The sequence below is a fragment of the Bacillus sp. Bwzl_19 genome, from assembly GCF_054900515.1.
In genome coordinates this window covers 1,563,535-1,586,065 of record NZ_CM142729.1, presented here as the reverse complement: position 1 = coordinate 1,586,065, position 22,531 = coordinate 1,563,535, and the positions used below count along the sequence as shown (strand labels likewise).

Annotated in this window: 20 protein-coding genes and 1 riboswitch; all 20 genes read right to left on the bottom strand. The window is 46.9% G+C overall.

Features of this window, described 5'->3' with window-relative positions; translation table 11 throughout:
* Window positions 1-113: 113 nt before the first annotated feature.
* Entirely contained in the window at window positions 114-659 is a 546-nt protein-coding gene (pyrR, locus tag ACW5MY_RS08400; protein ID WP_003154392.1) for a bifunctional pyrimidine operon transcriptional regulator/uracil phosphoribosyltransferase, read from the bottom strand.
* A gap of 188 nt (window positions 660-847) precedes the next feature.
* Complete coding sequence (locus ACW5MY_RS08395) at window positions 848-1,762, bottom strand: RluA family pseudouridine synthase (RefSeq protein ID WP_013352191.1); 915 nt, start codon at window positions 1,760-1,762, stop codon at window positions 848-850.
* A 1-nt stretch (window position 1,763) separates the two neighbouring features.
* Window positions 1,764-2,225, bottom strand: a complete 462-nt coding sequence (gene lspA / locus ACW5MY_RS08390; RefSeq protein WP_013352190.1) for a signal peptidase II — start codon at window positions 2,223-2,225, stop codon at window positions 1,764-1,766.
* A 101-nt stretch (window positions 2,226-2,326) separates the two neighbouring features.
* Window positions 2,327-2,698 carry a TraR/DksA family transcriptional regulator gene (locus tag ACW5MY_RS08385; protein ID WP_013352189.1) on the bottom strand — a complete coding sequence of 124 codons (372 nt, stop codon included), beginning with the start codon at window positions 2,696-2,698 and terminating at the stop codon, window positions 2,327-2,329.
* A gap of 151 nt (window positions 2,699-2,849) precedes the next feature.
* Entirely contained in the window at window positions 2,850-5,615 is a 2,766-nt protein-coding gene (ileS, locus tag ACW5MY_RS08380) for an isoleucine--tRNA ligase (protein ID WP_013352188.1), read from the bottom strand.
* 340 nt (window positions 5,616-5,955) lie between these two features.
* Window positions 5,956-6,450 carry a septum site-determining protein DivIVA gene (gene divIVA / locus ACW5MY_RS08375; protein ID WP_003154406.1) on the bottom strand — a complete coding sequence of 165 codons (495 nt, stop codon included), beginning with the start codon at window positions 6,448-6,450 and terminating at the stop codon, window positions 5,956-5,958.
* Between the two features lie 94 nt (window positions 6,451-6,544).
* The gene (locus tag ACW5MY_RS08370) at window positions 6,545-7,315 is read right to left on the bottom strand and encodes a YlmH family RNA-binding protein (protein ID WP_013352187.1); all 771 of its coding nucleotides are present in this window, start codon (window positions 7,313-7,315) and stop codon (window positions 6,545-6,547) included.
* Window positions 7,316-7,376: 61 nt separating this feature from the next.
* Window positions 7,377-7,655 (bottom strand): YggT family protein, encoded by a 279-nt coding sequence (locus tag ACW5MY_RS08365; RefSeq protein WP_003154408.1) that lies wholly within the window; start codon window positions 7,653-7,655, stop codon window positions 7,377-7,379.
* 6 nt (window positions 7,656-7,661) lie between these two features.
* Complete coding sequence (gene sepF, locus ACW5MY_RS08360; protein WP_013352186.1) at window positions 7,662-8,120, bottom strand: cell division protein SepF; 459 nt, start codon at window positions 8,118-8,120, stop codon at window positions 7,662-7,664.
* Entirely contained in the window at window positions 8,117-8,809 is a 693-nt protein-coding gene (locus ACW5MY_RS08355) for a YggS family pyridoxal phosphate-dependent enzyme (RefSeq protein WP_013352185.1), read from the bottom strand. The genes sepF and ACW5MY_RS08355 overlap by 4 nt, the downstream gene beginning before the upstream one ends.
* 6 nt (window positions 8,810-8,815) lie before the next feature.
* Complete coding sequence (gene pgeF, locus ACW5MY_RS08350) at window positions 8,816-9,652, bottom strand: peptidoglycan editing factor PgeF (protein WP_013352184.1); 837 nt, start codon at window positions 9,650-9,652, stop codon at window positions 8,816-8,818.
* Between the two features lie 154 nt (window positions 9,653-9,806).
* Entirely contained in the window at window positions 9,807-10,058 is a 252-nt protein-coding gene (locus ACW5MY_RS08345; protein WP_003154415.1) for a YlmC/YmxH family sporulation protein, read from the bottom strand.
* Window positions 10,059-10,118: 60 nt separating this feature from the next.
* A complete protein-coding gene (locus ACW5MY_RS08340; RefSeq protein WP_013352183.1) occupies window positions 10,119-11,399 on the bottom strand; it encodes an acetylornithine deacetylase in 1,281 nt (426 codons plus the stop codon).
* Between the two features lie 72 nt (window positions 11,400-11,471).
* Window positions 11,472-11,577, bottom strand: a riboswitch (TPP riboswitch).
* Between the two features lie 5 nt (window positions 11,578-11,582).
* Window positions 11,583-12,380: an ABC transporter ATP-binding protein gene (locus ACW5MY_RS08335; RefSeq protein WP_013352182.1), complete on the bottom strand. Its 798-nt coding sequence runs from the start codon at window positions 12,378-12,380 to the stop codon at window positions 11,583-11,585.
* 127 nt (window positions 12,381-12,507) lie between these two features.
* Window positions 12,508-13,290: an RNA polymerase sporulation sigma factor SigG gene (sigG, locus tag ACW5MY_RS08330; RefSeq protein WP_013352181.1), complete on the bottom strand. Its 783-nt coding sequence runs from the start codon at window positions 13,288-13,290 to the stop codon at window positions 12,508-12,510.
* Between the two features lie 140 nt (window positions 13,291-13,430).
* Entirely contained in the window at window positions 13,431-14,150 is a 720-nt protein-coding gene (sigE, locus tag ACW5MY_RS08325; protein ID WP_013352180.1) for an RNA polymerase sporulation sigma factor SigE, read from the bottom strand.
* A 57-nt stretch (window positions 14,151-14,207) separates the two neighbouring features.
* The gene (gene spoIIGA, locus ACW5MY_RS08320) at window positions 14,208-15,137 is read right to left on the bottom strand and encodes a sigma-E processing peptidase SpoIIGA (RefSeq protein ID WP_013352179.1); all 930 of its coding nucleotides are present in this window, start codon (window positions 15,135-15,137) and stop codon (window positions 14,208-14,210) included.
* Window positions 15,138-15,351: 214 nt separating this feature from the next.
* A complete protein-coding gene (locus ACW5MY_RS08315; protein ID WP_014470428.1) occupies window positions 15,352-19,641 on the bottom strand; it encodes a S8 family peptidase in 4,290 nt (1,429 codons plus the stop codon).
* 273 nt (window positions 19,642-19,914) lie between these two features.
* Entirely contained in the window at window positions 19,915-21,063 is a 1,149-nt protein-coding gene (gene ftsZ / locus ACW5MY_RS08310) for a cell division protein FtsZ (RefSeq protein ID WP_013352177.1), read from the bottom strand.
* A gap of 35 nt (window positions 21,064-21,098) precedes the next feature.
* The gene (ftsA, locus tag ACW5MY_RS08305; protein WP_013352176.1) at window positions 21,099-22,412 is read right to left on the bottom strand and encodes a cell division protein FtsA; all 1,314 of its coding nucleotides are present in this window, start codon (window positions 22,410-22,412) and stop codon (window positions 21,099-21,101) included.
* Window positions 22,413-22,531 lie beyond the last annotated feature (119 nt).

Sequence of the window (22,531 nt, the reverse complement as noted above, 5' to 3'; positions counted from 1 at the left end):
CCTCTTTGCTTTTATTGCAAAGAGGCATACAAAACCCGGCCGCGTCGATCCGCCCGGCTTTGTGTTTTAAAATCCTCTTCGCAAACTCTCTGGAATGCATTTAAAAAGGGTGATTATTCATTTTCGTAAATGGCGACCATATCAGTCTGATCAACTTCGCTCAGCTGAACCATCACTTTTTCAGCTTTTGAGGTCGGAATGTTTTTCCCGATATAGTCCGCTCTGATCGGCAGCTCCCGGTGCCCTCTGTCGACAAGCACGGCAAGCTGTATCGATGACGGCCGCCCGACATCAACGAGTGCATCCATCGCCGCTCTCACCGTCCGGCCGGTATAAAGCACATCATCAACCACAATGACCTTTTGATCTGTAATATCGGCCGGAATGTCCGCACCTTTTACAAGCGGTTCTTCATTGCTCGTTTTTTTCGTCAGATCGTCACGGTAAAGGGTAATATCGATTTCTCCCACGGTGACCGGATTCCCTTCAATCTGCTCAATCCGTTCGGCCAGCCGCTTTGCTAAATAAATGCCTCTTGTTTTAATCCCTACAAGAATGCAGTCATTCATTCCTTTATTCCGTTCAATCATTTCATGGGCTATCCTTGTCAGCGCCCGTCTGATGGCCTGTTCGTCGAGAATAACAGCTTTTTGATTCACTCGTGACACCTCTCCATTCGTATATAAGAAGAAAAAACCCCTCCTGCCAGAGCATAGAGGGGTTCCTTTCCAGGACGAAGACACACACGTATCTCTTCTGTCCTATCCGTTATCCTTCTCAGCCTCTCTGGACTGTGTTAAAGAATCTATTCAGCTTGTTTTTATTATTTCAGAAAAGAAACTCGCTGTCAATGACTATTTCTCAAAAGTTCAATGAGTTTTTTCATATCTTCAGGAAGGGGCGCTTCAAACTCCATGTATTCGCCCGTCCGCGGATGATCAAAGCCTAATATTCCGGCATGCAGCGCCTGGCCGTTGAAATCAACCGTTTTTCTCGGCCCGTACTTCGGATCGCCCGCCAAAGGAAATCCGATATATTTCATATGGACGCGGATCTGATGCGTTCTCCCAGTCTCAAGACGGCACTCTACGAGCGTGAAATCTTGAAAACGCTCAAGCACGTGGAAATGCGTGACGGCGTTTTTGCTGCCTTCTCTTGTTACGGTCATGCTTTGACGGTCTTTTTTATCCCTTCCGATCGGAGCGTCAATCGTTCCGTCATCGTGTGAAATCACTCCGTGAACAACCGCTGTGTACTTTCTGGTCACGGTTTTATTGACGAGCTGGTTAACGAGTGACTCATGCGCCATATCGTTTTTGGCGACCATTAACAGGCCGGAAGTATCCTTATCAATCCGGTGGACGATTCCCGGGCGCATTACGCCGTTAATACCGGAAAGGTCATTGCAGTGAGCCATCAGCCCGTTTACAAGCGTCCCTGTCACATGGCCGGGCGCCGGGTGTACGACCATCCCCCGCGGTTTGTTCACAACCAAGACATCCTGGTCCTCATAGTAAATGTCCAAGTCCATCGGCTCTGCAAGCACGTCCAGTTCTTCCGGTTCAGGAATGGTGACGTTTACCTGATCGCCGGGCTGCATTTTATAATTGGCTTTGACGGATTTGCCGTTAACGGATACCAATCCCTCTTTTACCCATTGCTGCACTTGAGTGCGTGACCAGTTTTCTCCTGTTGAAGCCAAAAATTTATCAATCCGTTCGCTTTTTTGTTCAGGCTGAACGGTTATCTCAAATTGATTCATGTTATTGCTCCTTCTTTTTCCCGCTGTCAAACAGCATATGAATAAATAAAAGTATCACACCGACGCACAGTGATGAATCCGCGATATTAAAAATCGGATATTGATAATTCACGATGATGACATGAATAAAATCCACCACTTCCTGGCGCGCCGCCCGGTCAATAAAGTTTCCGGCCGCACCTCCCAGCATTAAGCCGAGAGAAATCCCGAGTAACATCTGCCCTTTTGCATAACGCTGTATGTAATAAACGATTCCGATAATCACGGCGATGGTAATGACGTAGAAAAACCACATTTGCCCGGCTAAAATCCCCCATGCCGCTCCCGTGTTGCGATGAGAAGTGATATAAAGCACCTGATCGATGACAGGTATGCTTTGTCCCAATTCCATATGGCTGACGACAAGCCATTTGGTCAATTGGTCGGCAATAATAATAAAAAGAGCGATAAGATAATAAAGCACACACGTTCCTCCAGTATACAGTTACTTTTATCCTTTATGAATTTTATCAGTAAAAGATGGCGGAGTAAAGGCAGATCATAAGCGCATGCAGACAGACGCTGTCACTCATACAGCGCCTGATCATATGCATAATCTCCGGGTACCCAGTATGGAAGGGTTTTCTTTTCAAATTGAGCGGGATAATAAAAATCATCAGCGGTTCTGGCCGTCGGCAAAACCGCAAGCTTGTCAATCGGAATGGGGGCGCCTGTTTTTTCACAATAACCGTACGTATTGTTTTCAAACTTAGACAGGGCAAGAAGAACGTCCTGAAGTTCTTCTTTTATATGATAGATCAGAGTTGCTTCTTGGTCGTTCATTGAAGGTTCAACAGATGCTGACATGTGAAAGCAAGAATATTCGAATAATCTTGATTGAAGTTCTTCTTTCATCATGAGAAGCTCCGTGTGGATTGCGGTCAGTTGATCATTCATTCATTCATCACAACTCCTGCTCTTGATGTTATAGCTTTATTGTTGCCCCGGCTGCGTCATTTGAAGCCCATAAGATTTTTCCTATCGTTCTAATCGATGACATTGCTGGCATGTAAAAAAGCGCCCGGCTGACCGGGCGCTTTCTCATTCATTATTTTTGATAATATTTTTCAACGATTTCCGCATTTCGCAGTGATAATGTCGGATACTTCGGATTGGCTCCGACATCTTTAGAAATCACGCGGGACCGCTCACACATCTGGCCTTCCGCTTTTTCTACGGTCATTTTTCCTGTCGTGAAGCTTTGCGCTGTTTCCGGCGCTTCACTTTCGTCTTTTACTGTCAGTTCTGAGACGATAAACAGCTGCGCGATATTTTCTTTAATGGATGACAAAAGGTCGCGGTTTTCTTTGTTCGGATACAAAGTCAGGCTCGCTTCCAATGATCTTCCGATAATTTTCTCGTTACGGGCTGTTTCCAAAGCCTTCAGCACGTCGTTGCGAAGCTCCATGAAGCGGTCGAATTTTTCTTCTGTCGCTTGACTGTCCGGAACAGAGATGGTTTCCGGCATATCTGTCAGCTGTACGCTCGCTTCTTCAACAAATGATAAGTGAGACCACATTTCATCCGCTGTATGCGGGAGAATCGGCGCCGTCAGCTTCACTAACGCCAGCAGCGTTTCATAAAAGACGGTCTGCATGCTGCGGCGGTCCGGATGATCCGCATGCTCGATGTACACAACATCTTTTGCGAAATCAAGATAGAAAGAGCTGAGCTCGATCGTGCAGAAATTGTGAATGCTGTGATAAACAACCGCAAATTCGTATTCATCGTACGCTTTTTTCACCTTATCGATCAGCTTATTGAGCTTGATCAGCATATATTGATCCACTTCGCGAAGATCTTTAACAGCAACGGCATTGACACTTGGATCGAAGTCAAACAGGTTGCCGTGAAGGAAGCGGAACGTGTTGCGGACTTTCCGGTATACTTCAGCGACCTGCTTCAGAATGTCTTCAGAAACCGGGTGGTCGGCCTGATAGTTTACGGAAGATACCCATAAACGCAGAATTTCTGCTCCAAGCTGTTTTGCGATTTTTGTCGGGTCAATCGTATTGCCGAGTGATTTACTCATTTTACGGCCGTTTGCATCAAGTGTAAATCCGTGGCTTAATACGCCTTTATACGGTGCTTGGCCAGTGACTGCAACAGCGGTTGAAAGAGATGAGTTAAACCAGCCGCGGTATTGGTCAGAGCCTTCAAGGTATAAATCAGCCGGGCGGACGAGATCATCACGTTCTTCAAGAACGGCCTGATGAGAAGATCCTGAATCAAACCATACATCCATAATGTCTTGTTCTTTCGTGAAAATACCGTTCGGGCTTCCCGGATGTGTAAACCCTTCCGGCAGGAGGTCTTTTGCCTCTCTTTCAAACCAGACGTTTGAGCCGTGTTTTTTGAACAGCTCAGAAACGTGTTCAATCGTTTCGTCAGTGATGACCGGCTCACCGTTTTCAGCATAAAATACCGGGATCGGAACGCCCCAGACGCGCTGTCTTGAAATACACCAGTCACCGCGGTCGCGCACCATGTTGTAAAGGCGCTGTTCGCCCCACTCCGGCACCCACTTCGTTTGTTGGATGGCATCAAGCAGATCGGATCTGAAATCTTTAATTGATGCAAACCATTGCGCTGTCGCTCTGAAGATGGTCGGTTTTTTTGTTCTCCAGTCATGCGGATAGGAGTGTGTAATAAACTCGAGCTTCAAGAGCGCGCCGTTTTCTTCAAGCTTCTCCGTGATCGGTTTATTGGCTTTATCGTAAAACATTCCTTCAAAGCCCGGCGCTTCGTCAGTCATGTTACCTTTTTCATCAACAGGGCACAGTACTTCTAAGCCGTACTTTTGGCCGACGATAAAGTCATCTTCCCCGTGGCCCGGAGCAGTATGAACACAGCCTGTTCCGGCATCGGTTGTGACGTGGTCACCAAGCATGACGAGTGAATCTCTGCCGTACAGTGGATGTTCTGCAGTGATGTATTCTAATTCTCTGCCTTTATATGATGCGACAACTTCCGGATTTTCAAATCCGCATGCCTGCGCGACGCTTTCGATTAATTCAGCCGCCACTACGTAACGCTTGTCTCCAACCTTGATGACATTGTATTCAAGGTCAGGATGAACGGAAATTCCGAGGTTGGCAGGGATCGTCCACGGCGTCGTCGTCCAGATAATAAAGCTTTCACCGTTTTCCAGAACACCTTTGCCGTCTTTCACCTTAAATGCAACATAAATAGACGCGGAACGTTTGTCCTGATATTCAATTTCCGCTTCTGCTAAGGCAGATTCACTGGAAGGCGACCAGTTGACAGGCTTCAGGCCTTTATAAATATAGCCTCTTTTCGCCATTTCGCCGAAAACGCGGATCTGCTGCGCTTCAAATTCAGGCTGAAGGGTCACATATGGGTTTTCCCAATCGCCTCTGACGCCGAGACGCTTAAATTGTTCGCGCTGTCTTTCGATCTGCTGCCATGCATATTCTTCGCAAAGCTTGCGGAAATCGGCTACGGACATTTCTTTCCGGTTTACTTTTTTGTTTTTCGTCAGCGCCGTTTCAATCGGCAGGCCGTGTGTATCCCAGCCAGGCACATACGGTGCGTTATAGCCGCTCATTGATTTATAGCGGACGATAAAATCTTTCAGGATTTTGTTCAGGGCATGGCCCATGTGGATGTCTCCGTTTGCATAAGGAGGTCCGTCATGCAGTACGAATTTCGGGCGGTCTTTCGTCCGTTCTTGAACAAGACGGTAAATGTCCTGCTCCTCCCAATCTTTTTGCATGTCCGGCTCACGGTTCGGAAGATTTCCGCGCATCGGAAAATCTGTTTTCGGCATTAACAGCGTATCTTTGTAATCCATTTTCATTCCTCCACAACATTTTTCAGAAAATAAAAAAAGCCCTCTCATCCCATAAGGGACGAGAAAGCTTATCTCGCGGTACCACCCTTTTAGAAAAAACGGTCAGCCGTCCTTTCCTCTCGAACATCGTAACGTGATGGAACGTCCTTTCCTACTGGCGGTTCAGAAAGGAAACTAAAGGGCTGATCTGCATGCTTCCGGCCATCCCGGGCTTTCACCTTCCCCGGTTCGCTTTATAGCCTGTTTTGAGTCATGCCGGTCCCTTTCAATCGTCTTTTCATCTGAATTTATGAACGTATTATATTCGAACGGGCCGGAGAATGTCAAGAAAATCAGAAAATTATTCTTTTTCCTCAAATACCGCGTCGACTTCGTATTCTAACAGATGATCCCAATCATCGTTTTTCAGCAGGTCGAGCTGCGCTTCAATCAGCATTTGGAAACGCGTTCTGAACACTTTAGACTGTTTCTTCAGCTCTTCAATTTCCATTGCGATTTTTCTTGATTTGGAAAGCGACTCATTGATAATGCGGTCGGCATTTTTTTCAGCTTCACGGACGATCAGCTTCGCTTCTTTCTGCGAGTTGCGCTTTACGTCTTCTGCCGCTTCCTGGGCTACGAGAATTGATTTATTCAGCGTTTCTTCAATATTGGCAAAGTGGCCGATTTTTTCGTCCAGCTCGTTCACTTTCGCCTCAAGCTCCGTTTTTTTACGGAGTGCAATTTCGTAATCTTTTCTGACCTGCATTAAAAATTCATTTACTTCATCTTCATCATATCCGCGAAAACCTTTTGTAAACGTTTTGTTATGGATATCATTCGGCGTTAATGGCATATTGCCACCTCCATTTTTACATTTCAGTACGGTTATCTAGTTCACATTATAAAACAAATACGGCACAGATGGAGAAAAAAACTGAAAAAACGACTTATTTTTGCCGTTCAAACGTAACTTTCCATTTGTCTTTTTTCGTTTTTCCGTCAACTTTTGTCAAACTGCATCGTCCGAAGCCCCGAATCGAAAGCATGTCCCCTTCAGCAACCTGATAGGAAGGATCCTCAACGGCTTTCCAATTCACCTTAACGAGCCCGTTTTTCACAAGCGCCTGCGCTTTCTGCCGGGATTGCCTGCTCATTAAAGCGCAGACGGCGTCAAGGCGTAATGAAGAAACCGTGTCTTCCCTTATTTCGACATCTGAAGCGGGAATGTGAAGTGCGGAAAGCTCGATTTTCTCAAGCTTTACCGGCGCTTTGCCCGCTTTGGTCAGCTGGGTGCCGACAAAATCGGCGATTTCACCTGAGACGATAAGCTGCACGGCTTCCTCTGAGAAAATCAGATCACCGTATTTCTGCCGCTTTAAGCCGATTCCCATTAATGACCCGAGAAGAGAGCGGTGGTCGATGCTGACGAATTTTTCAGCGTATTGAACTTCAAAAGCCCGGAGCTCAAAATCATCCTGTTCAGGTTCCATATATTCGGGGTATAAAATCGCGCGTTTGCGTTCAGCCCTGTCATAGCCTCCGAAAAACGCAAGGCCGCAGGCATCACCGATAACGGCTTTTACAATCACCTGTTCCCGGGGATCTAAGAAATCAGTCAGCTTCATCCGGTACTGGTCCTGGACAATCTGTTTCCATTCAAGCACCTGATCAATAAAAGGCCGCTCGTCTTGTCTGAAGTGCTGGTAAATATCGCTCATGTTCTTTCCTTTCTATGTAAAGAGGCTTGGCTGGTGCCAAGCCCGTATCAAACTGTCACATTCAAGTATACATTGCGATCATGCGGTACAGGCCCCAAAGTCCCGTCGTGGCAAATCGAAGCACGATAATCGCTACAATCGGGGATATATCCAGCATGGCAATGGGCGGAATGATCCTTCTGAACGGTTCTAGGTACGGTTCGCAAATCGCTGCGAGAAACCGTCCGACCGCCGTTTCTCTCGTACTCGGCACCCATGACATAAAGATATAGATAATCAGGGCAAACGAGTAGATGTAAATTAAATAACTCAGAACGGAAAAAATTTGATAAAGAATCATCCTGCTTTACCACCTCTGATGTTCGTCTTCATTTATGAGCTCCGAAATCGTGCCGGAAACATCGACATTATCAGGCGTGCACAGAAAAATATCCGAACCGATTCTTTGAATGTCGCCGCCGATAGCATAGACGGTTCCGCTTAAAAAGTCGACGATTCTTTTCGCCTGATCATGCTGGATGCGCTGAAGATTGACGACAACCGCCCGCCTGTTCTTTAAATGATCGGCGATTTCCTGCGCTTCCGCATATACACGAGGTTCACTCAACACCACTTTAGAGGATTTCTGAACACTTTGCAAGCTTACTACGTTCTGCTTCCCCGCCGGCTTCTGGGCGTAGGCAGGCTGTTTATCTTTCTGCTGTTCGTGTTCTTCCGGATGATCCTTCTCTGTTTCAATGTATTCGTACTCGTACTCCTCCTCATCCATTGAGAAAAAGTTTTTCAATTTATTTTTCATGCTCATTTGTTTACACCCCCCGTTTCATTTCCGACTAATGAAGAGCCGATTCGGATAAAAGTAGCGCCCTCTTCAACAGCGATTTCATAATCATTTGACATGCCCATTGAAAGTTCCCGGCACGGTGCGTTTGTCTGATTCAGCTGCTGCACCTGATCCCTCAGATCACGCAATTGCCGGAAGCAGGCTCTGATCGTTTCTGTATCGTCTGTCAGGGGAGCCATCGTCATCAGGCCCTCTACAGAAATGTTTCTAAAGTCAGAAAGCTCTCTGATAAAGGGGATGACCTCCTCTGTTTTCAAACCGTGCTTAGACGGCTCACGCGAAGTATTCACCTGCACAAAACAGCGAACCGCATGCGGCGCCCGTTTTTCAATCTCTTTTGCCAATGACAGTCTGTCTAAGGAATGAATATAAGATACACGGTCAACGACCGCCTTCACCTTTCTGGTCTGAAGACTGCCGATAAAGTGCCACTCCGGGCTGCCTTTGATGACATCCTGCTTGCGGATAAGCTCCGTATCCCGGTTTTCTCCCAGACTTGTAATACCAGCATCGACGGCCTCTTGAGCCCTTTCGGCTGATACGTATTTTGTAACCGCGATGACGGTTACATCTTCGGGGCTTCGGCCCGATCTGTTACATGCTTCGTTTATTCTTTCGTTTATATGTCGTAATTGATCAGCAACACGCAAGATAACTTATGCCTCCTTCATTCCGATAAAGGACATCATGCGTCCCGTTTTCCCTTTGTCGCGGCGGTGTGAAAAGAATAATTCATGCTCTCGTTCAGTGCATAAACCGCTGACTGAAATGTTTTCTTCCGGAATGCCGCAATGTATCAGAAGAAGGCGGTTTACCTCTTTTAAATCAAGCTGATACTGGCCTTTTTCCGTTTCACATATGGCGGATTCAGCCGAAAAAGGCAGCGCCCGGACTTCATTAATGACGCGGTCGTCGACGGTATAGCTTACTGCACTGATAGACGGACCGATGACAGCCTGAATATCTGTTAAGCGTGAGCCTTCTTCGTTTACCCAGCGTTCCGTCATGATGCGCCCGATTTGTCTGACCGTCCCCTTCCATCCGGCATGGGCAGCGCCGATAATGGAATTTACCGGGTCATAAAAATACAAGGGCACACAGTCTGCAAAACACAGGGCCAAAAAAAGATTCGTATCTTTCGTATAGAGCCCGTCCGTCCCGCGGAATGCGGAGGAATAGTCTCTCGCCCCTTTTCCTTTATCCCCGGCCGTCACGTGTCGGACGCGGTTTTCATGTGTCTGATCTGCGAATACCCAGGAATCCAGATCAGTACCGCATAAGGACGCTATGACTTCACGGTTTTTCACAACATCATGAGCTTCGTCCCGGACGTGCAATCCGGTATTTAATGACTCATACGGAGGATTGCTGACACCTCCGTTTTTGGTTGTGAATCCGGCGATGACCTTTGTGTTATGCTGATTCACATGATTCCAGTCTTCTATCATGAGTGCCGAGGGGGTGGTAAAACTAAACGGGTGATATGTATTCATGAGGATCCAACCTTTCGACAAACATTAAAAAAGCGTAATTTCCCACTCATTTTAACACAATTTCAAGCATACGTTTAGCGGCTGATTGAAAAATCGGATAAATAAATGTGCCGGAAACATTGAGATTTCCGGCATTTTACAAGTAAAGGGAGGATTACGCTCCCCCCTTTGGTTCGTTTACACGCACTAAGATGACATCTTCCCCAATTTTAACTATATTTCGCCAAGGAATGATCATTTCCTCTTCTTTTCCGAAAAAACCGAGAACTTTTCCGCTCCCGCCTAAAATAATCGCCTGAATTTTCCCCGTTGTCACGTTAATATCAATATCACCGATGCTGCCGAGTTTTTTTCCGTTCGACACGTTTACCACATCTTTTATTTGAAATTCAGATATGCTGATCATTCGTATCACGCCCTTCGCCCATTCTTTTTCCTATTATATGAACGGCCGGGCTGAACCTTGTCACATCGGGCAATCTTTTTTGCGGCTGCACCAGGTGAGGATAAAGCTCAGCATGACTTTCGTATAGTCTATAAGCTCATCAACGGACACTTCCTCGTTTACGGAGTGGGCGTTTTTTAAATCACCGGGCCCGTATATTACACTCGGAATCCCGGCATTATAAAGCCACCCTCCGTCAGTTACGGTTTGGGAAACATCAATGACCGGCTCCTGTTTTTTGACGGCTGAGTGTGAGGCCGCCAGGACAGAAACTGCCGGATGCTCCGGGTCGATTTCAAGCGCCGGGAACACCTCGCCTCTGTCTTCAATCATGGAAGAGCCGCCCCATTTGAACACCGGCCTGTTCTCCCTGAGCCACAGATCGCTGTCAGAGACACGATTTATATAGTCTTCGATTTCAGCGGCTGCTTGTTCGTGTGTTTCGTTCGGATAAAAGTGGACGGTAATCCATAATCTGCATTCATCGGCGACAAACGCTGCGTGCCTTCCCCCTTCAATGACGGCGGGGTTGATTGTATTGGTGCCGGGCGCAAAGCCGGGATAGCTTTTCGTTACCGCCCAGTGGCGCTCCAGCTCACCCAAGGCAGTGATGATTTTCGCCATTTTTTCGATTGCGCTCGCTCCGAATGCGCCACCGCCCGCATGAATCAGATTGCGCCTCATGCCGTCATGAAATGTTTTTTTGCTTTTCAATTCTATCCAGCCGGTGATTACACCGCCCTGCCCTTGAATATGCAGGCTGCTCGTATCGGCGACAACCGCAAAATCCGCGTAATAGCCGCGTTTGCAGCATTCCAGCGTCCCCGCCTCACCGACTTCTTCTCCGATCACAGACTGTACAATAAGGTCGCCCGCAAGCTTAATGCCCGCATCATGTATCAGCTGCAGAGCAAAAAGAACACACGCCAATCCCCCTTTCATATCAGCAGCGCCCCTTCCGATCAGCATGCCGTCTTTTACGAGCGGCTGAAACGGGTCAGTATCCCAGTCTTCACCCTGAACCTCGGCCACGTCAATGTGTCCGTTTAAAATCAGGCTTTGATGCCGGTTTGAATCCGTCCCTTTTAAAACGCCGACTACGTTCGGATCTTCCGGATACACATCCCACATATCGACCGAGCAGCCGGTTTCTTTTAAAAATCCGGCGACCCACTTCTGAGCTTCTGCCGTATTTCTTGCCGGCGGGGCCGGAGTCGGAAAGGCTATCAACCTTTCAGCAATATGTATTAAGTCGTCCCGCCGTTTTTCCGCCTGGTGCAGCAGCATGTCAAGCTGATTCATTGAAAATCTCTCCTTTGGCTGTATCAAAAAAACCGTTTCATCAAATGAAACGGGTAAAAAACGGATCTTCCTCCGCTTTTTTCACCGCTTCCCTCCGCCGGCATGATCCGGATCAGGTCCGTTAAGGGTTGAGACAAACGTCTCTCTCAGCTGCATGGCAGCACCCCCAGGGTGAACGTTATGTTATTTTACGGATGATGCCGCTTTTGCACGTGTTAAAAACGGGCGGCCGTTGTTCCATATGACATTGACAGGCATATCGAAAAACGCTGTAAGCCGCTCATCAGAAAGCATGTCTCTGATTTTCCCTGATGCGAACACCTCGCCTTGTTTTAAAAGCAGCGCCTGATCAAATACCGGCAGAATTTCTTCAGCATGATGGGTGACATAAAGGATGGACGGCGCATTTTCTTTTTCAGCGATAGACGTAATCGTGTCCAGCAGCTGCTCTCTTGCCATAAAATCCAGACCCGTCACGGGCTCGTCCAAAATCAGCAGTTCCGGATCAGCCATAAGCGCCCGCGCAATCAGCGCTCTTTGCCTTTCCCCCTGTGATAACGTCTCATACCTTCTGTCGGCGTAACTGATGGCGCCTAAATCCTTCAGAAGACCGATCGCTTTTTCCCTCACCTGTTCACTCGGGGTTTCGTACAGCCCGATTGAGGCGTACGCGCCGCTCAGGGCGATTTCAAAAGCGGAATCCGCGGCATATAATTTGTGCTGAAGTCCTGCTGAAACAAGGCCGATTTTCCTTCTGAGTCTGTCACCGAGCTCTGTTTTGCCGAAATGGTGGCCGAGCACCTGCATCTCTCCTGAAGTGGGGAAGTAATATGAGCATAACATATTCAGCAAAGCGGTTTTTCCGGCTCCGTTTAATCCGTACAGCACCCAATTTTCGTTTTTCTCAACGCGCCAGTTGATATCTTTCAAGATCCATTTGCCGTTTCTTTTTAATGATACATTGTCCAGATGTAAAATCATTGCGCTTTCCCCCGTTTATTTATTCAAATTTTCTTAAAACTTTTCATATTAGAATACATTACTTTTTTGCAGACGTAAACCGGCGCATGAAAAAAGCCTTTAACACAATGTTTAAAGGCTTTTTCCGTTATTGATGGATATTCTTATTCATTTGTTTAATGGCTGCCTTTTCAAGCCTTGAGACCTGAGCTTGGGATATGCCGATTTCTTCTGCGACTTCCATTTGGGTTTTCCCCTGGAAAAAGCGTTTTCGCAAAATCATTTTTTCCCGTTCGTTCAGTCGTCTCATGCCTTCTTTCAGAGCCAGCTCCTCAATCCATTGTGTATCCTTATTGCGCTCATCACTGATCTGGTCCATCACGTAGATCGGATCGCCGCCGTCATTATAAATCGGCTCAAACAGTGATACCGGATCTTGGATGGCGTCAAGGGCAAACACAATTTCTTCATGGGGCACTTCAAGAACTTTGGCGATTTCCTCTGCTGTCGGCTCCCTGCTTGTCTCACTGATTAACCGCTCTCTTACTTGAAGCGCTTTATATGCGATATCGCGAAGCGACCTCGAGACGCGGATCGGATTGTTATCCCGCAAATATCTGCGGATTTCTCCGATGATCATCGGTACAGCGTATGTTGAAAACTTAACATTATGGCTGAGGTCAAAATTATCAATGGATTTCATTAGTCCGATGCAGCCGACCTGAAATAAGTCATCAACATACTCTCCTCTGTTGTTAAACCTCTGAATGACGCTTAAGACAAGGCGCAGATTGCCGTTTACAAGCTTTTCCCTCGCTGAATCATCGCCCTCATCCTGCAATTGCTTAAACAGCTTTCTCATCTCTTCATTCTTGAGCACCGGTAATTTGGAGGTATCAACCCCGCAAATTTCGACTTTATTTCTTGACACGTTTTTCCCTCCCACTAGGAGCTGCTGTACAACGTTAAGTATCTCCTCGGGTGGGAAAAATATGCACCGGCTTTTTACAGAAATAAACATCCGCCTCCGACAATCCTTGCAGCAGTAAGGGCCGTCAGATGGAAAAAATTTTACACCATTTTGTTAAACTCTTTTCGCAGTCTTTTGATAATCCGCTTTTCGAGCCGTGAGATATAAGATTGTGAAATGCCCATCATGTCGGCTACATCTTTTTGGGTTTTTTCTTCTTCTCCGATAAGTCCGAAACGCAGTTCCATGATCTGCTTTTCTCTATCGTTTAATTGCTCAAGCGCTTTTTTCAGAAGTTTTTTATCCACATTGGCTTCAATGTCTTTTGTAATAATATCATCATCTGTACCGAGCACATCCGAAAGGAGCAGTTCGTTTCCGTCCCAATCAATGTTCAGCGGTTCATCAAAAGACACCTCTGAACGGATTTTATTATTTCGGCGCAAGTACATTAAAATTTCGTTTTCAATACATCGTGACGCATACGTCGCAAGTTTTATTTTCTTCTCAGGATTAAAAGTGTTTACCGCTTTGATCAAACCGATGGTGCCGATGCTGATTAAGTCCTCGATATTGATGCCCGTGTTTTCGAATTTGCGGGCAATGTAAACGACAAGGCGTAAGTTTCTTTCAATCAGGATGGCCCGCGCCGCCTGATCCCCGCTCGGCAGCTTTAATAAGAGCACCTGCTCCTCTTCTTTAGACAAAGGCGGCGGCAGCGCCTCACTTCCTCCTATGTAATACACTTCATCACTTTTCAGTCCGAGTTTCATCAGCCATTTATACCACAAATATGTCAGACGCAGCTTAAGTTTTTTCATCTTCCTCCCCCTTCTAAATACAACGCGTTTTGAGTATGATGAATAACAGACTTTTCGTCAGGATACATGTTTCACAGCCTTTCCGGTCAGCATCTTCGGATGAACGATTCCGTCAAATTCACCGTCCGCTGATAGTGGTTTCGTGCTGATGCCGATCAGGCATTTTTCACATGCGATCATCTCGTCTTTTGTTAAAATCGTGACGTAATCCGGCTTTAAACAGAGTAAAAATTGATTATCCTGGCCGACGCCCCTGTATGGAATCAGCCTCAGCTTATCCGCATGCCGGAACGATTCATCAAGCTGCTCTATCACTTCAAGCGGACCGGCGGAATTGATGATGTCCGTTTCCTTTTCGCTGAGAATCGGAGCGAATTTGTCAATGTGGAGAATCATGACCGGCGTTTTCGTCAGCGGATCATACAGCTGATTTCCGGAATCCACCAAACCTTTCGCGCGGATTGTCTGTCCGCTGAATTCTGCCTGAACCATGACAAGTTCATCGTACTGAATGGACTTCGTCTCGATGTCTTCGATTCTCTTTTTTGAAAAAAACCATACAGCCGGAAATCCGATGACAACAAACATCCAGCTGATCGGGTCGCCGAAGCCGGTCTGGCTCGTGACCATAACGCCGTTTTGCACAATTGATTCTGTCTGCAGCAGGGAATGTACGCCGATCATTCCCCCGCCGACGAGAAAGGTCGCGAAATAAAAGGCGAACAAATTTTGAAAAAAGTACCGAAACCGTTTAAAGCCAAAAGCCGTAAGCACGATCACAACTGAAAATGCCATTTTTCCCGCCGGATGCTCCACAAAGGGAGAAACAGGCGTAAACATCAGAAGTACAATGGTTGACCCGATGAAACCGCCGGCGGCCACTCTTCTTTTTTTTACCTGGCGTTTTAAAATAAAGGCGGTTAATAAAAGCAAAAGAGAATCAAAACAAAAGTTCAACAGCCAAATGACATCCAGATAGATTTTCACATCTGACCCCTTTCCTCTTTTGTCTTACATATCTGTTTCTCTCTCTTGTTTCATAAGTATAAAGCAAGCTCTGTGGGAAAGTCTGTCAATTAATGTTGAGGGGAAAGTACAATTTTTAAGGGATAATCGTTTTATTTGTCGAGGGCCGGGAGGATTGATTCCTATTGACCGCCGCAACAAAAAAAGCGCTGCCGTGTCTTGGCAGCGCTCTGTTTTAATCGTTAATATAAAGTTTTCCTTTTGCCGTCTGTCTCGTTTCATTTCCGTAGTCATCTCTTACGATAACGTCAATTTTTGCTCCGCTTGCTTTGATAGAAGAGGTCGCCGTCCAGTAACTCTCATATCTTCCCGGAGAAATTTCTCTCAGCGGAAGCTCCGTTGCGTTTTGGCTCCCCGCCCGCGCGTTTGTCAGAGGCAGACGGATAACGAAGGTTGCGTCTAATTTCTTCCCGCTTGAAAAGGCGATTTTCACTGATTCTCCGGCTTTTAATTCTTTATCCGCTCCGGGAACCAGCCCCGAAATGACGGGAGCGTTGTAATTGACATCGATTACCGTCTTTTTCGTTGTTTTGTTACCCGCTTCGTCTGAGGCCGTAACCTTGATCTCATTGCTGCCGTTTTCCAGAAGGATTCTTGCTTGATAAGAGCCGTTATTCACTTCTGCTTTTTTGCCGTTCACCTTTACCTCTTTTAAATGGGCGTCATAAGCTTTTCCTTTTACGGTCACTGCTTCTTTATTTGTTTTATCTCCGTTTGCCGGACTGTCAATCGTCACATCCGGCTTATCCTGGTCCAATATGACCGTGACAGGGCGTGACTCATCTGTTGATCCCCTGTCTGTCACAGATGCCGCCGTCAGCCGATTGGCATCTTTACGGAGTGTGACATCCGCCTGGAAATTGCCGTCTGCACCGGCTTTCGTTTCAGCGGCGGTTTTACCGTTATTGGTAAGGCGGACAGCGGTTCCCGGAGAGGCCGTTCCTTTTACCGTGATTGTCTTCTTGTTTGTAAACGACCGGTCATCAGGTGACGTAATGTCAGGCACAATAGCTTCGTAGTTGACCAGAGCCCGGATCATAAAGTTTCCGTCTGATTTATCGGCTTTTGACCAGCTGCCGTCGAGATATTCCCAATTTCTGTTCGAATACGGACTGCCGTCATCAGATGACAGGGCCGGTGAATAAGGATTGGGTTTCGTCTGGCGGAACACTAGATAAAAATCCTTTCCGACTGCGATTCCTTTTGAGCTGAGATCCACTTTCGTCCATTCTCCGTTTCGAAGCGCTTCAGCTTGGAACGGGCCGGCAATTTTGCTGCCCGGGGCCCCGTCAGGTCCGGATGCATCGTAAACTTCCGCTTGAAATTCGGTGCCGCCCGGATCAGGCCAGTCCGCGCCCCAAAATTTAAAGAGGCCTCCTGTCAGCATACCGTGTTCTTTTCCGTCTTTAAGCGTCATCTTGACCGCGGATTTGCTGCCTGCCTTAAAATATGACAGCGCGGCTTCTTCGGTCCCGTTATCATAGGCAATTTCCCCTTCATAGCCGATATACGGCTTAAGCTTGGCGTTTTTTTCAGCATCTCCTTTGATATCAACAGAAAATTCACTGTTGTAAAAGCCTTTTGCGGCTGCTTTGATTGTATAGGAGCCCTCGTACGCCTGAAGCGAATATTCCCCTTTATCATTTGTCACCGCCGGCTCAATTGCGGCATCCTCTACAACATAAAGCACAGCCCCTTCCACCGGTTCGCCTGTTGACTGATTGGTGATGGTTCCTTTTAACGTACCGGACGGCATTTGCTCCAAGGTAAAGTCTGCCTGTGCGGTTTTGTCTGATTGAATGGAAACTTGTTTCACAGCTGGCTTAAATCCGTAAGCCTCAGCTTTCAGCGTGTAGTTTCCCGCTTTATGAGACAGGCTGTAGCTTCCGGTTGCAGGGTCGGAATACACGGATTTCCCCGTCTCGGCGACACTGATTTGCGCTCTGAGCGGCAGGAGATTGGTTTCACGTTTCACCGTTTTCTCGGGTGATTTCACCGCCGGTTTAGCCTCTTTCGGACTGACAGCTTTTTTCTTCAGATGACCGGGCGTTGTTTGTCTATTGGATTTCCTTTTTTCGGCTGCTTTGCCGAGAGAGCTGCTTGAAAGCCGGACATCATCGATATACCATCCGTCTTCATTGAGTACTTCGTCTGACTGCATATTAAACATAAGCTTTATGTTTTGGCCTTTATACGCAGATAAATCTGCTTCTTCATCGTTCCATCCGGCGGAGTCACCATTGTAAACAGCCGCCTGCTCCCAATTTGATTTTCCTTCCGGAAGAACGAACACATACCCGTAATCAAAGAATTCTTCGAGCTTGTGCCAGCTTTTAAATTGCAAAAACAACCTTCCTGAATCCGGAACCTGGATCGGAGGCATCACCAAATTCATATTGGCTGAATCGGCATAAGGTCCGGACAGGTTCGTCGCATATACTTTATCTCCGGAAAATGCAGCGCCTGGCCCTGAACTCGGGATTCCCCATTCCCATTGGTCATGTGTCCCGTAACTGAACCAGCCGGCCGGCTGTGATTCAAAATCCTCTTTGTACCCCGCCGTAATGCTTGGTTTTACGTCAGCCCGGTACGTATCAGATTCTGCGGAATGACCTCCGAAATCTTTTATTGTCCATTTATAACTTACCGTGCTGCCCGTTACGTGCGGAATGTCCGCCTGGTATGTTCCCTTTTTTTCATCACCGCTTTTTCGAACGGCGGCGATCGTTTTCCACTCTCCTTTATCAAACTGATAGGAAAGTAACACCTCCGTCACACTTACATCATCTTCCGCCGTAACCGTTAACGGGAGGTTTGCACCTTTGTAAGCTTCTGAGACGGGTTCATGATGCCAGCTGGGCGGATTGTGATCTTCACCCGCAGAGGATACCTTGCCTTCTATGCTTCCTATTCCATCTGTTACAGCAGAAACAGCGTCAAAAGCATTGACTAAGCCGTGGCCGTAACCGTTATTCGGTGATTCCGGAAAATCGGAGTCTGTCAGCTTTTCGGCGGTGCGCGTCAAAACGTCTTCCATTTCATCGACCGTAATAGAAGCGTTCGCCTGCCGTAGCAAAGCCGCCGTCGCTGCCACATGCGGTCCGGCCATTGAAGTTCCGTTCCAGCCGCCTTCATATGTTCCCCCAGGAATAGAGGAACGGATATTCACTCCCGGTGCCGAAATATCCGGTTTTGTTTCATGATACGGTGAGGGGCCTTGAAGTGAGAAATCAGCGAGTTTCTTTTGGCTGTCGGTCGCACCTGTCGCAAATGCTTCCGGATAATTGGCCGGATTTGCGATTGAACCGGGCCCCCCCGGTGTAAACAAGTCTACATTTCCCGCAGAGAATTCCGGAAAAATCCCTGCTGCTCTCCATGCATTCACCATATCGCGGTACCACTCATCGATTCCTGAGCCGCCTGCCCAGGAATTATTGACAACATCCGGCGCCATCTCGGGATGAGGAGTACCGTTTTTATCTTTTGGCGCAAGCACCCATTCACCGGCATCCAAAATGTCGGCATCGGTTCCTCCATCATCCGAAAATGCTTTTACTGCGATCCATTTCGCGCCAGGGGCCACACCGATTTGATTTGAGCCGTCAGGTTCTGAACCCGTCATGGTGCCTGTTACATGAGTGCCATGTTCAAGGTCATCGTAGGGCGCGTCTTTTTTAGCCACGGCATCATACCAGTTCATTTCATGGTTCGGCACTGCGGGGTTTTTAGGATCGTACCCCCGGTATTTTTCCTTAAGCGCCGGATGATCCCACTGAACCCCTGTATCAATGGAGGCGACAACCGTACCGGTGCCGTCGTACCCTGAGGCCCATGCCTTCGGCGCGTCAATTTGACTGATGTTCCATTCAATGCCTCCCTTTGCTTTGATCTCTTTTTGTTTTTTCTTCATTTGAAAAGGAGCTTTTGATTGAGTAAGCTGACGCTTTTCATTCGGAAGAACTTTTTCTACTTCAGGAAATGAGGCGGCTTTTTCCATTACCTCTTTCGAAGCAGTGACTGCCATTCCGTTGACAATATAATAGGAATGGATATGATCCGCCTTGCCTTTCTTTTTTTGTTTTTCCAAATATGTTTTCATATTTTGCTGCGCATCATGAGCCGCCACTTTTAAAGAAGAGATGACGGCTGACCGCTTTTGATATTCGGTTTTTGCCACGGAAAGCGATTGAGACTTGGCGTTTTTTTCTGCTTCTTTAACTGCTTTTTTCGTATTGGCTTTCTCTTTAAATTTGATGAGAAACGTGACTTTATCACTTTTTTCAAAACGCTTTTTGACTGAATCGGAAATCTTATGCTGAATGCTCTTAGAGGCAGAAAGATCTTTGGTGAAAGAAACCGCTCCCGGTGTGCTGTTCGCTCCGGCCGTACCCGGAAACAGCAGTGAACTGACGACAATCGCGCTTAAAACGGAGCCTGTCCATCTTTTTCTCGTTTTTTTCTTCAATCGTATCCCCCCTTATCTGGAAACGCAATATTAAATTGGTATCCCCCCTCATAATTGGAATCGTTTGTAATTTCGATGTTGTACGTTAAATGTAGACAATCTTCTATTCAGATATTGTCACATTCTGTCAGATGGTCACCCGAAATCAAAAAACAATCAAATCGTCGTAGGAATAAAGTTTCTTTTTCCGCTGTATGAATCATTGGGGATAGGAAGGAAGACTGGTCGTGAAAAAGAAAAAGGACAAAACCATGTGGTCTTGTCCTTTTTGCATTATCCGCGTTTGTTGCGGTTTCTTAAAAATGTAGGAATATCGAGGGCATCATCAGCCGGCTGTGACGTATGACGGTTCACCGTATTTTGATGCTGTGTTTCTTCTCGTTTCGGCTCACGTTTCGCAGCAGGCTGACTTTGAGACTTCAATCCTTGGTTCAAAGTCGGACGCTGCGGTTTTGAGTCATCTTTTTCCTGTTCGATAAAACCGGTCGCGATGACGGTGACGACGATTTCATCTTTCAGATTTTCATTGATAACTGAACCGAAAATCATATTTACATCAGGGTCAGACGCAGAAGCGACGATATCGGCTGCTTCCTGCACTTCGTAGAGGCTTAGGTTTGTACCTCCCGTAATGTTCATTAGAACACCTTGCGCGCCGTCGATTGCCGCTTCCAGTAACGGGCTGGAGATTGCCTTTTTGGCAGCTTCCGCAGCACGGCTTTCGCCTGTAGCAATCCCGATCCCCATCAATGCTGAACCTTTGTTGGACATGATGGTTTTGACATCGGCAAAATCCAGGTTGATTAAACCAGGTGTCGCGATAAGGTCAGAGATACCTTGCACCCCTTGGCGAAGCACATTATCAGCTTCACGGAATGCTTCAAGCATCGGTGTGTTTTTATCGACAATTTCCAGAATGCGGTCATTCGGGATAACGATCAGCGTGTCAACGGCTTCTTTCATTGCCGTGATACCGCCTGCAGCCTGCAGCTGGCGTTTTCGCCCTTCAAATGTAAACGGTCTTGTTACGACTCCGACAGTCAAAGCTCCTAAGTCCTTGGCGATTTGCGCAATAACCGGTGCGGCTCCCGTTCCGGTACCGCCTCCCATTCCGGCTGTAACGAACACCATGTCAGCGCCTTTTAACGCTTCTTCGATTTGTTCTTTACTTTCTTCAGCGGCTTTTTTGCCGACTTCCGGATTCGCTCCCGCTCCGAGACCGCGGGTCAGCTTTTCTCCGATCTGCATTTTCACTTCCGCTTTTGACAGGTTAAGAGCTTGGGCATCGGTATTTACCGCGATATACTCTACACCCTGTACTTCGTTTTCAATCATTCGGTTGACCGCGTTATTACCGCCGCCTCCTACTCCGATTACTTTAATTGATGCTAAGCCGTCTATGTTTGTTTCGAAATCCAACATGCTAAATCCTCCTAATCTGCCGAATGACTATCAATCTATTCCCAAAACATGCTTAATAGTTTTTTCATTTTGCTCGGTTTGTTGTGTTCGGCTTGTGTTTTTTGTTTTGCTTTTGGACGCTGCTGCGCCTCTGGCCGCTGATGATGTTCTTCTTCGTAAGAGACCGCGATTTCCTGCACGGCTTCTTCCGGCATATGAAAGCCTATTTTTCTCCCCTGAATTCTGGCATTTCGGCAGGCAAATTGTATCAGGCCGACACCCGTCATATACTGAGGGTCTCTTACACCGATATAATTCGGGCTTGCGACCCTTACATTGTGCCTCAGCACTTCCTGTGCCAATGAAAGCACTCCGGGCATTGCGGCCTGTCCGCCGGTCAGCACAAAGCCGCCGGGCAGATCTGTAATTCCCATATGCTCAATTTCGGTTGCGGCAATCTCCAGAATCTCTTCCACTCTTGCTTCAATAATATTCGCAATTTCCTGCTGTGTAAAAGATTGCTTTTGATTCGTTCCTATGACGGTGACTTCGAATACTTCATCTTCTGAAGCCTCATCGTAGAATGCATGTCCGAATTGTTTTTTTACTCTTTCAGCCTCTTCGGTGGAAGTGCGCAATCCGATCGATACATCTTTAGTGATGTTTTCGCCTCCGAGCGGAATGACGGCTGTCTCCTTCAGGTGCCCCTGTTCAAATACCGCCACCGTCGTCGAGCCGCCGCCGATATCAATCATGGCGACTCCGAGGTTTTTTTCGTCTTTTGACAAAGCCGCCGAACCGGCCGCAAGCGGCTGCAGGCAGATATCAGTAATTTCAACGCCCGCTCTCTCCACACAGCGAAGTAAATTATGTAAGATCGTTTTGGAGCCGGTAATCAGCGTGCCTTCTACTTCCAGGCGCACTCCGAGCATTTTTTTCGGATCGGTAATTTCATCTCTTCCGTCAACGATAAACTGTTTAGGAATGACGTCAACGATCAGCTGCTCATGCGGCACTGACACGACCTGTGCCGCTTCCATCACCCTGCGGACGTCTTCAACGTGAATTTCTTTGTTTTCACTGGAAACAGCGACAACGCCGTTCGTATCTTGAATATGAATATAATTTCCATTAACGCCGACAATGGCTTTTTTCAGCGGAAAACCTACCATTCTTTCAGCTTGGTCAAACGCTTTTCTTATAGAATGAACGGTTTCATCTATATCAACGATTGAGCCTTTTTTCAACCCTTCAGACGGTACATTTCCCACTCCGATAATGTTAAGGGAATCATCTGTCATTTCTCCGACGATCACTTTTGTATTGGACGTACCGATGTCAAGACTGACGTAAAGTTCATTGTTGTTCATTCTATGGCACCTCCTCACATTTCGATCAATTCTATTCTATTATTTGCGGAACAACAATACAATGAATGTGGCTTTACAAGTGTGTAACAAAAACAACAGCATCAACAAATTCTTATCTG

Excerpts from the sequence above, each read along its gene's own strand:
- ACW5MY_RS08370 (WP_013352187.1), bottom strand. The coding sequence starts at position 7,315 with ATGAGCGATATTTACCAGCACTTCAGACAAGACGAGCGGCCTTTTATT.
- ACW5MY_RS08335 (WP_013352182.1), bottom strand. The coding sequence starts at position 12,380 with ATGATTTTACATCTGGACAATGTATCATTAAAAAGAAACGGCAAATGG.
- divIVA (WP_003154406.1), bottom strand. The coding sequence starts at position 6,450 with ATGCCATTAACGCCGAATGATATCCATAACAAAACGTTTACAAAAGGT.
- sigE (WP_013352180.1), bottom strand. The coding sequence starts at position 14,150 with ATGAAAAAACTTAAGCTGCGTCTGACATATTTGTGGTATAAATGGCTG.
- ileS (WP_013352188.1), bottom strand. The coding sequence starts at position 5,615 with ATGGATTACAAAGATACGCTGTTAATGCCGAAAACAGATTTTCCGATG.
- ACW5MY_RS08395 (WP_013352191.1), bottom strand. The coding sequence starts at position 1,762 with ATGAATCAATTTGAGATAACCGTTCAGCCTGAACAAAAAAGCGAACGG.
- ACW5MY_RS08345 (WP_003154415.1), bottom strand. The coding sequence starts at position 10,058 with ATGATCAGCATATCTGAATTTCAAATAAAAGATGTGGTAAACGTGTCG.
- ftsZ (WP_013352177.1), bottom strand. The coding sequence starts at position 21,063 with ATGTTGGATTTCGAAACAAACATAGACGGCTTAGCATCAATTAAAGTA.
- sepF (WP_013352186.1), bottom strand. The coding sequence starts at position 8,120 with ATGAGCATGAAAAATAAATTGAAAAACTTTTTCTCAATGGATGAGGAG.
- ftsA (WP_013352176.1), bottom strand. The coding sequence starts at position 22,412 with ATGAACAACAATGAACTTTACGTCAGTCTTGACATCGGTACGTCCAAT.
- ACW5MY_RS08385 (WP_013352189.1), bottom strand. The coding sequence starts at position 2,698 with ATGAATGATCAACTGACCGCAATCCACACGGAGCTTCTCATGATGAAA.
- pgeF (WP_013352184.1), bottom strand. The coding sequence starts at position 9,652 with ATGAATACATATCACCCGTTTAGTTTTACCACCCCCTCGGCACTCATG.
- ACW5MY_RS08340 (WP_013352183.1), bottom strand. The coding sequence starts at position 11,399 with ATGAATCAGCTTGACATGCTGCTGCACCAGGCGGAAAAACGGCGGGAC.
- ACW5MY_RS08365 (WP_003154408.1), bottom strand. The coding sequence starts at position 7,655 with ATGATTCTTTATCAAATTTTTTCCGTTCTGAGTTATTTAATTTACATC.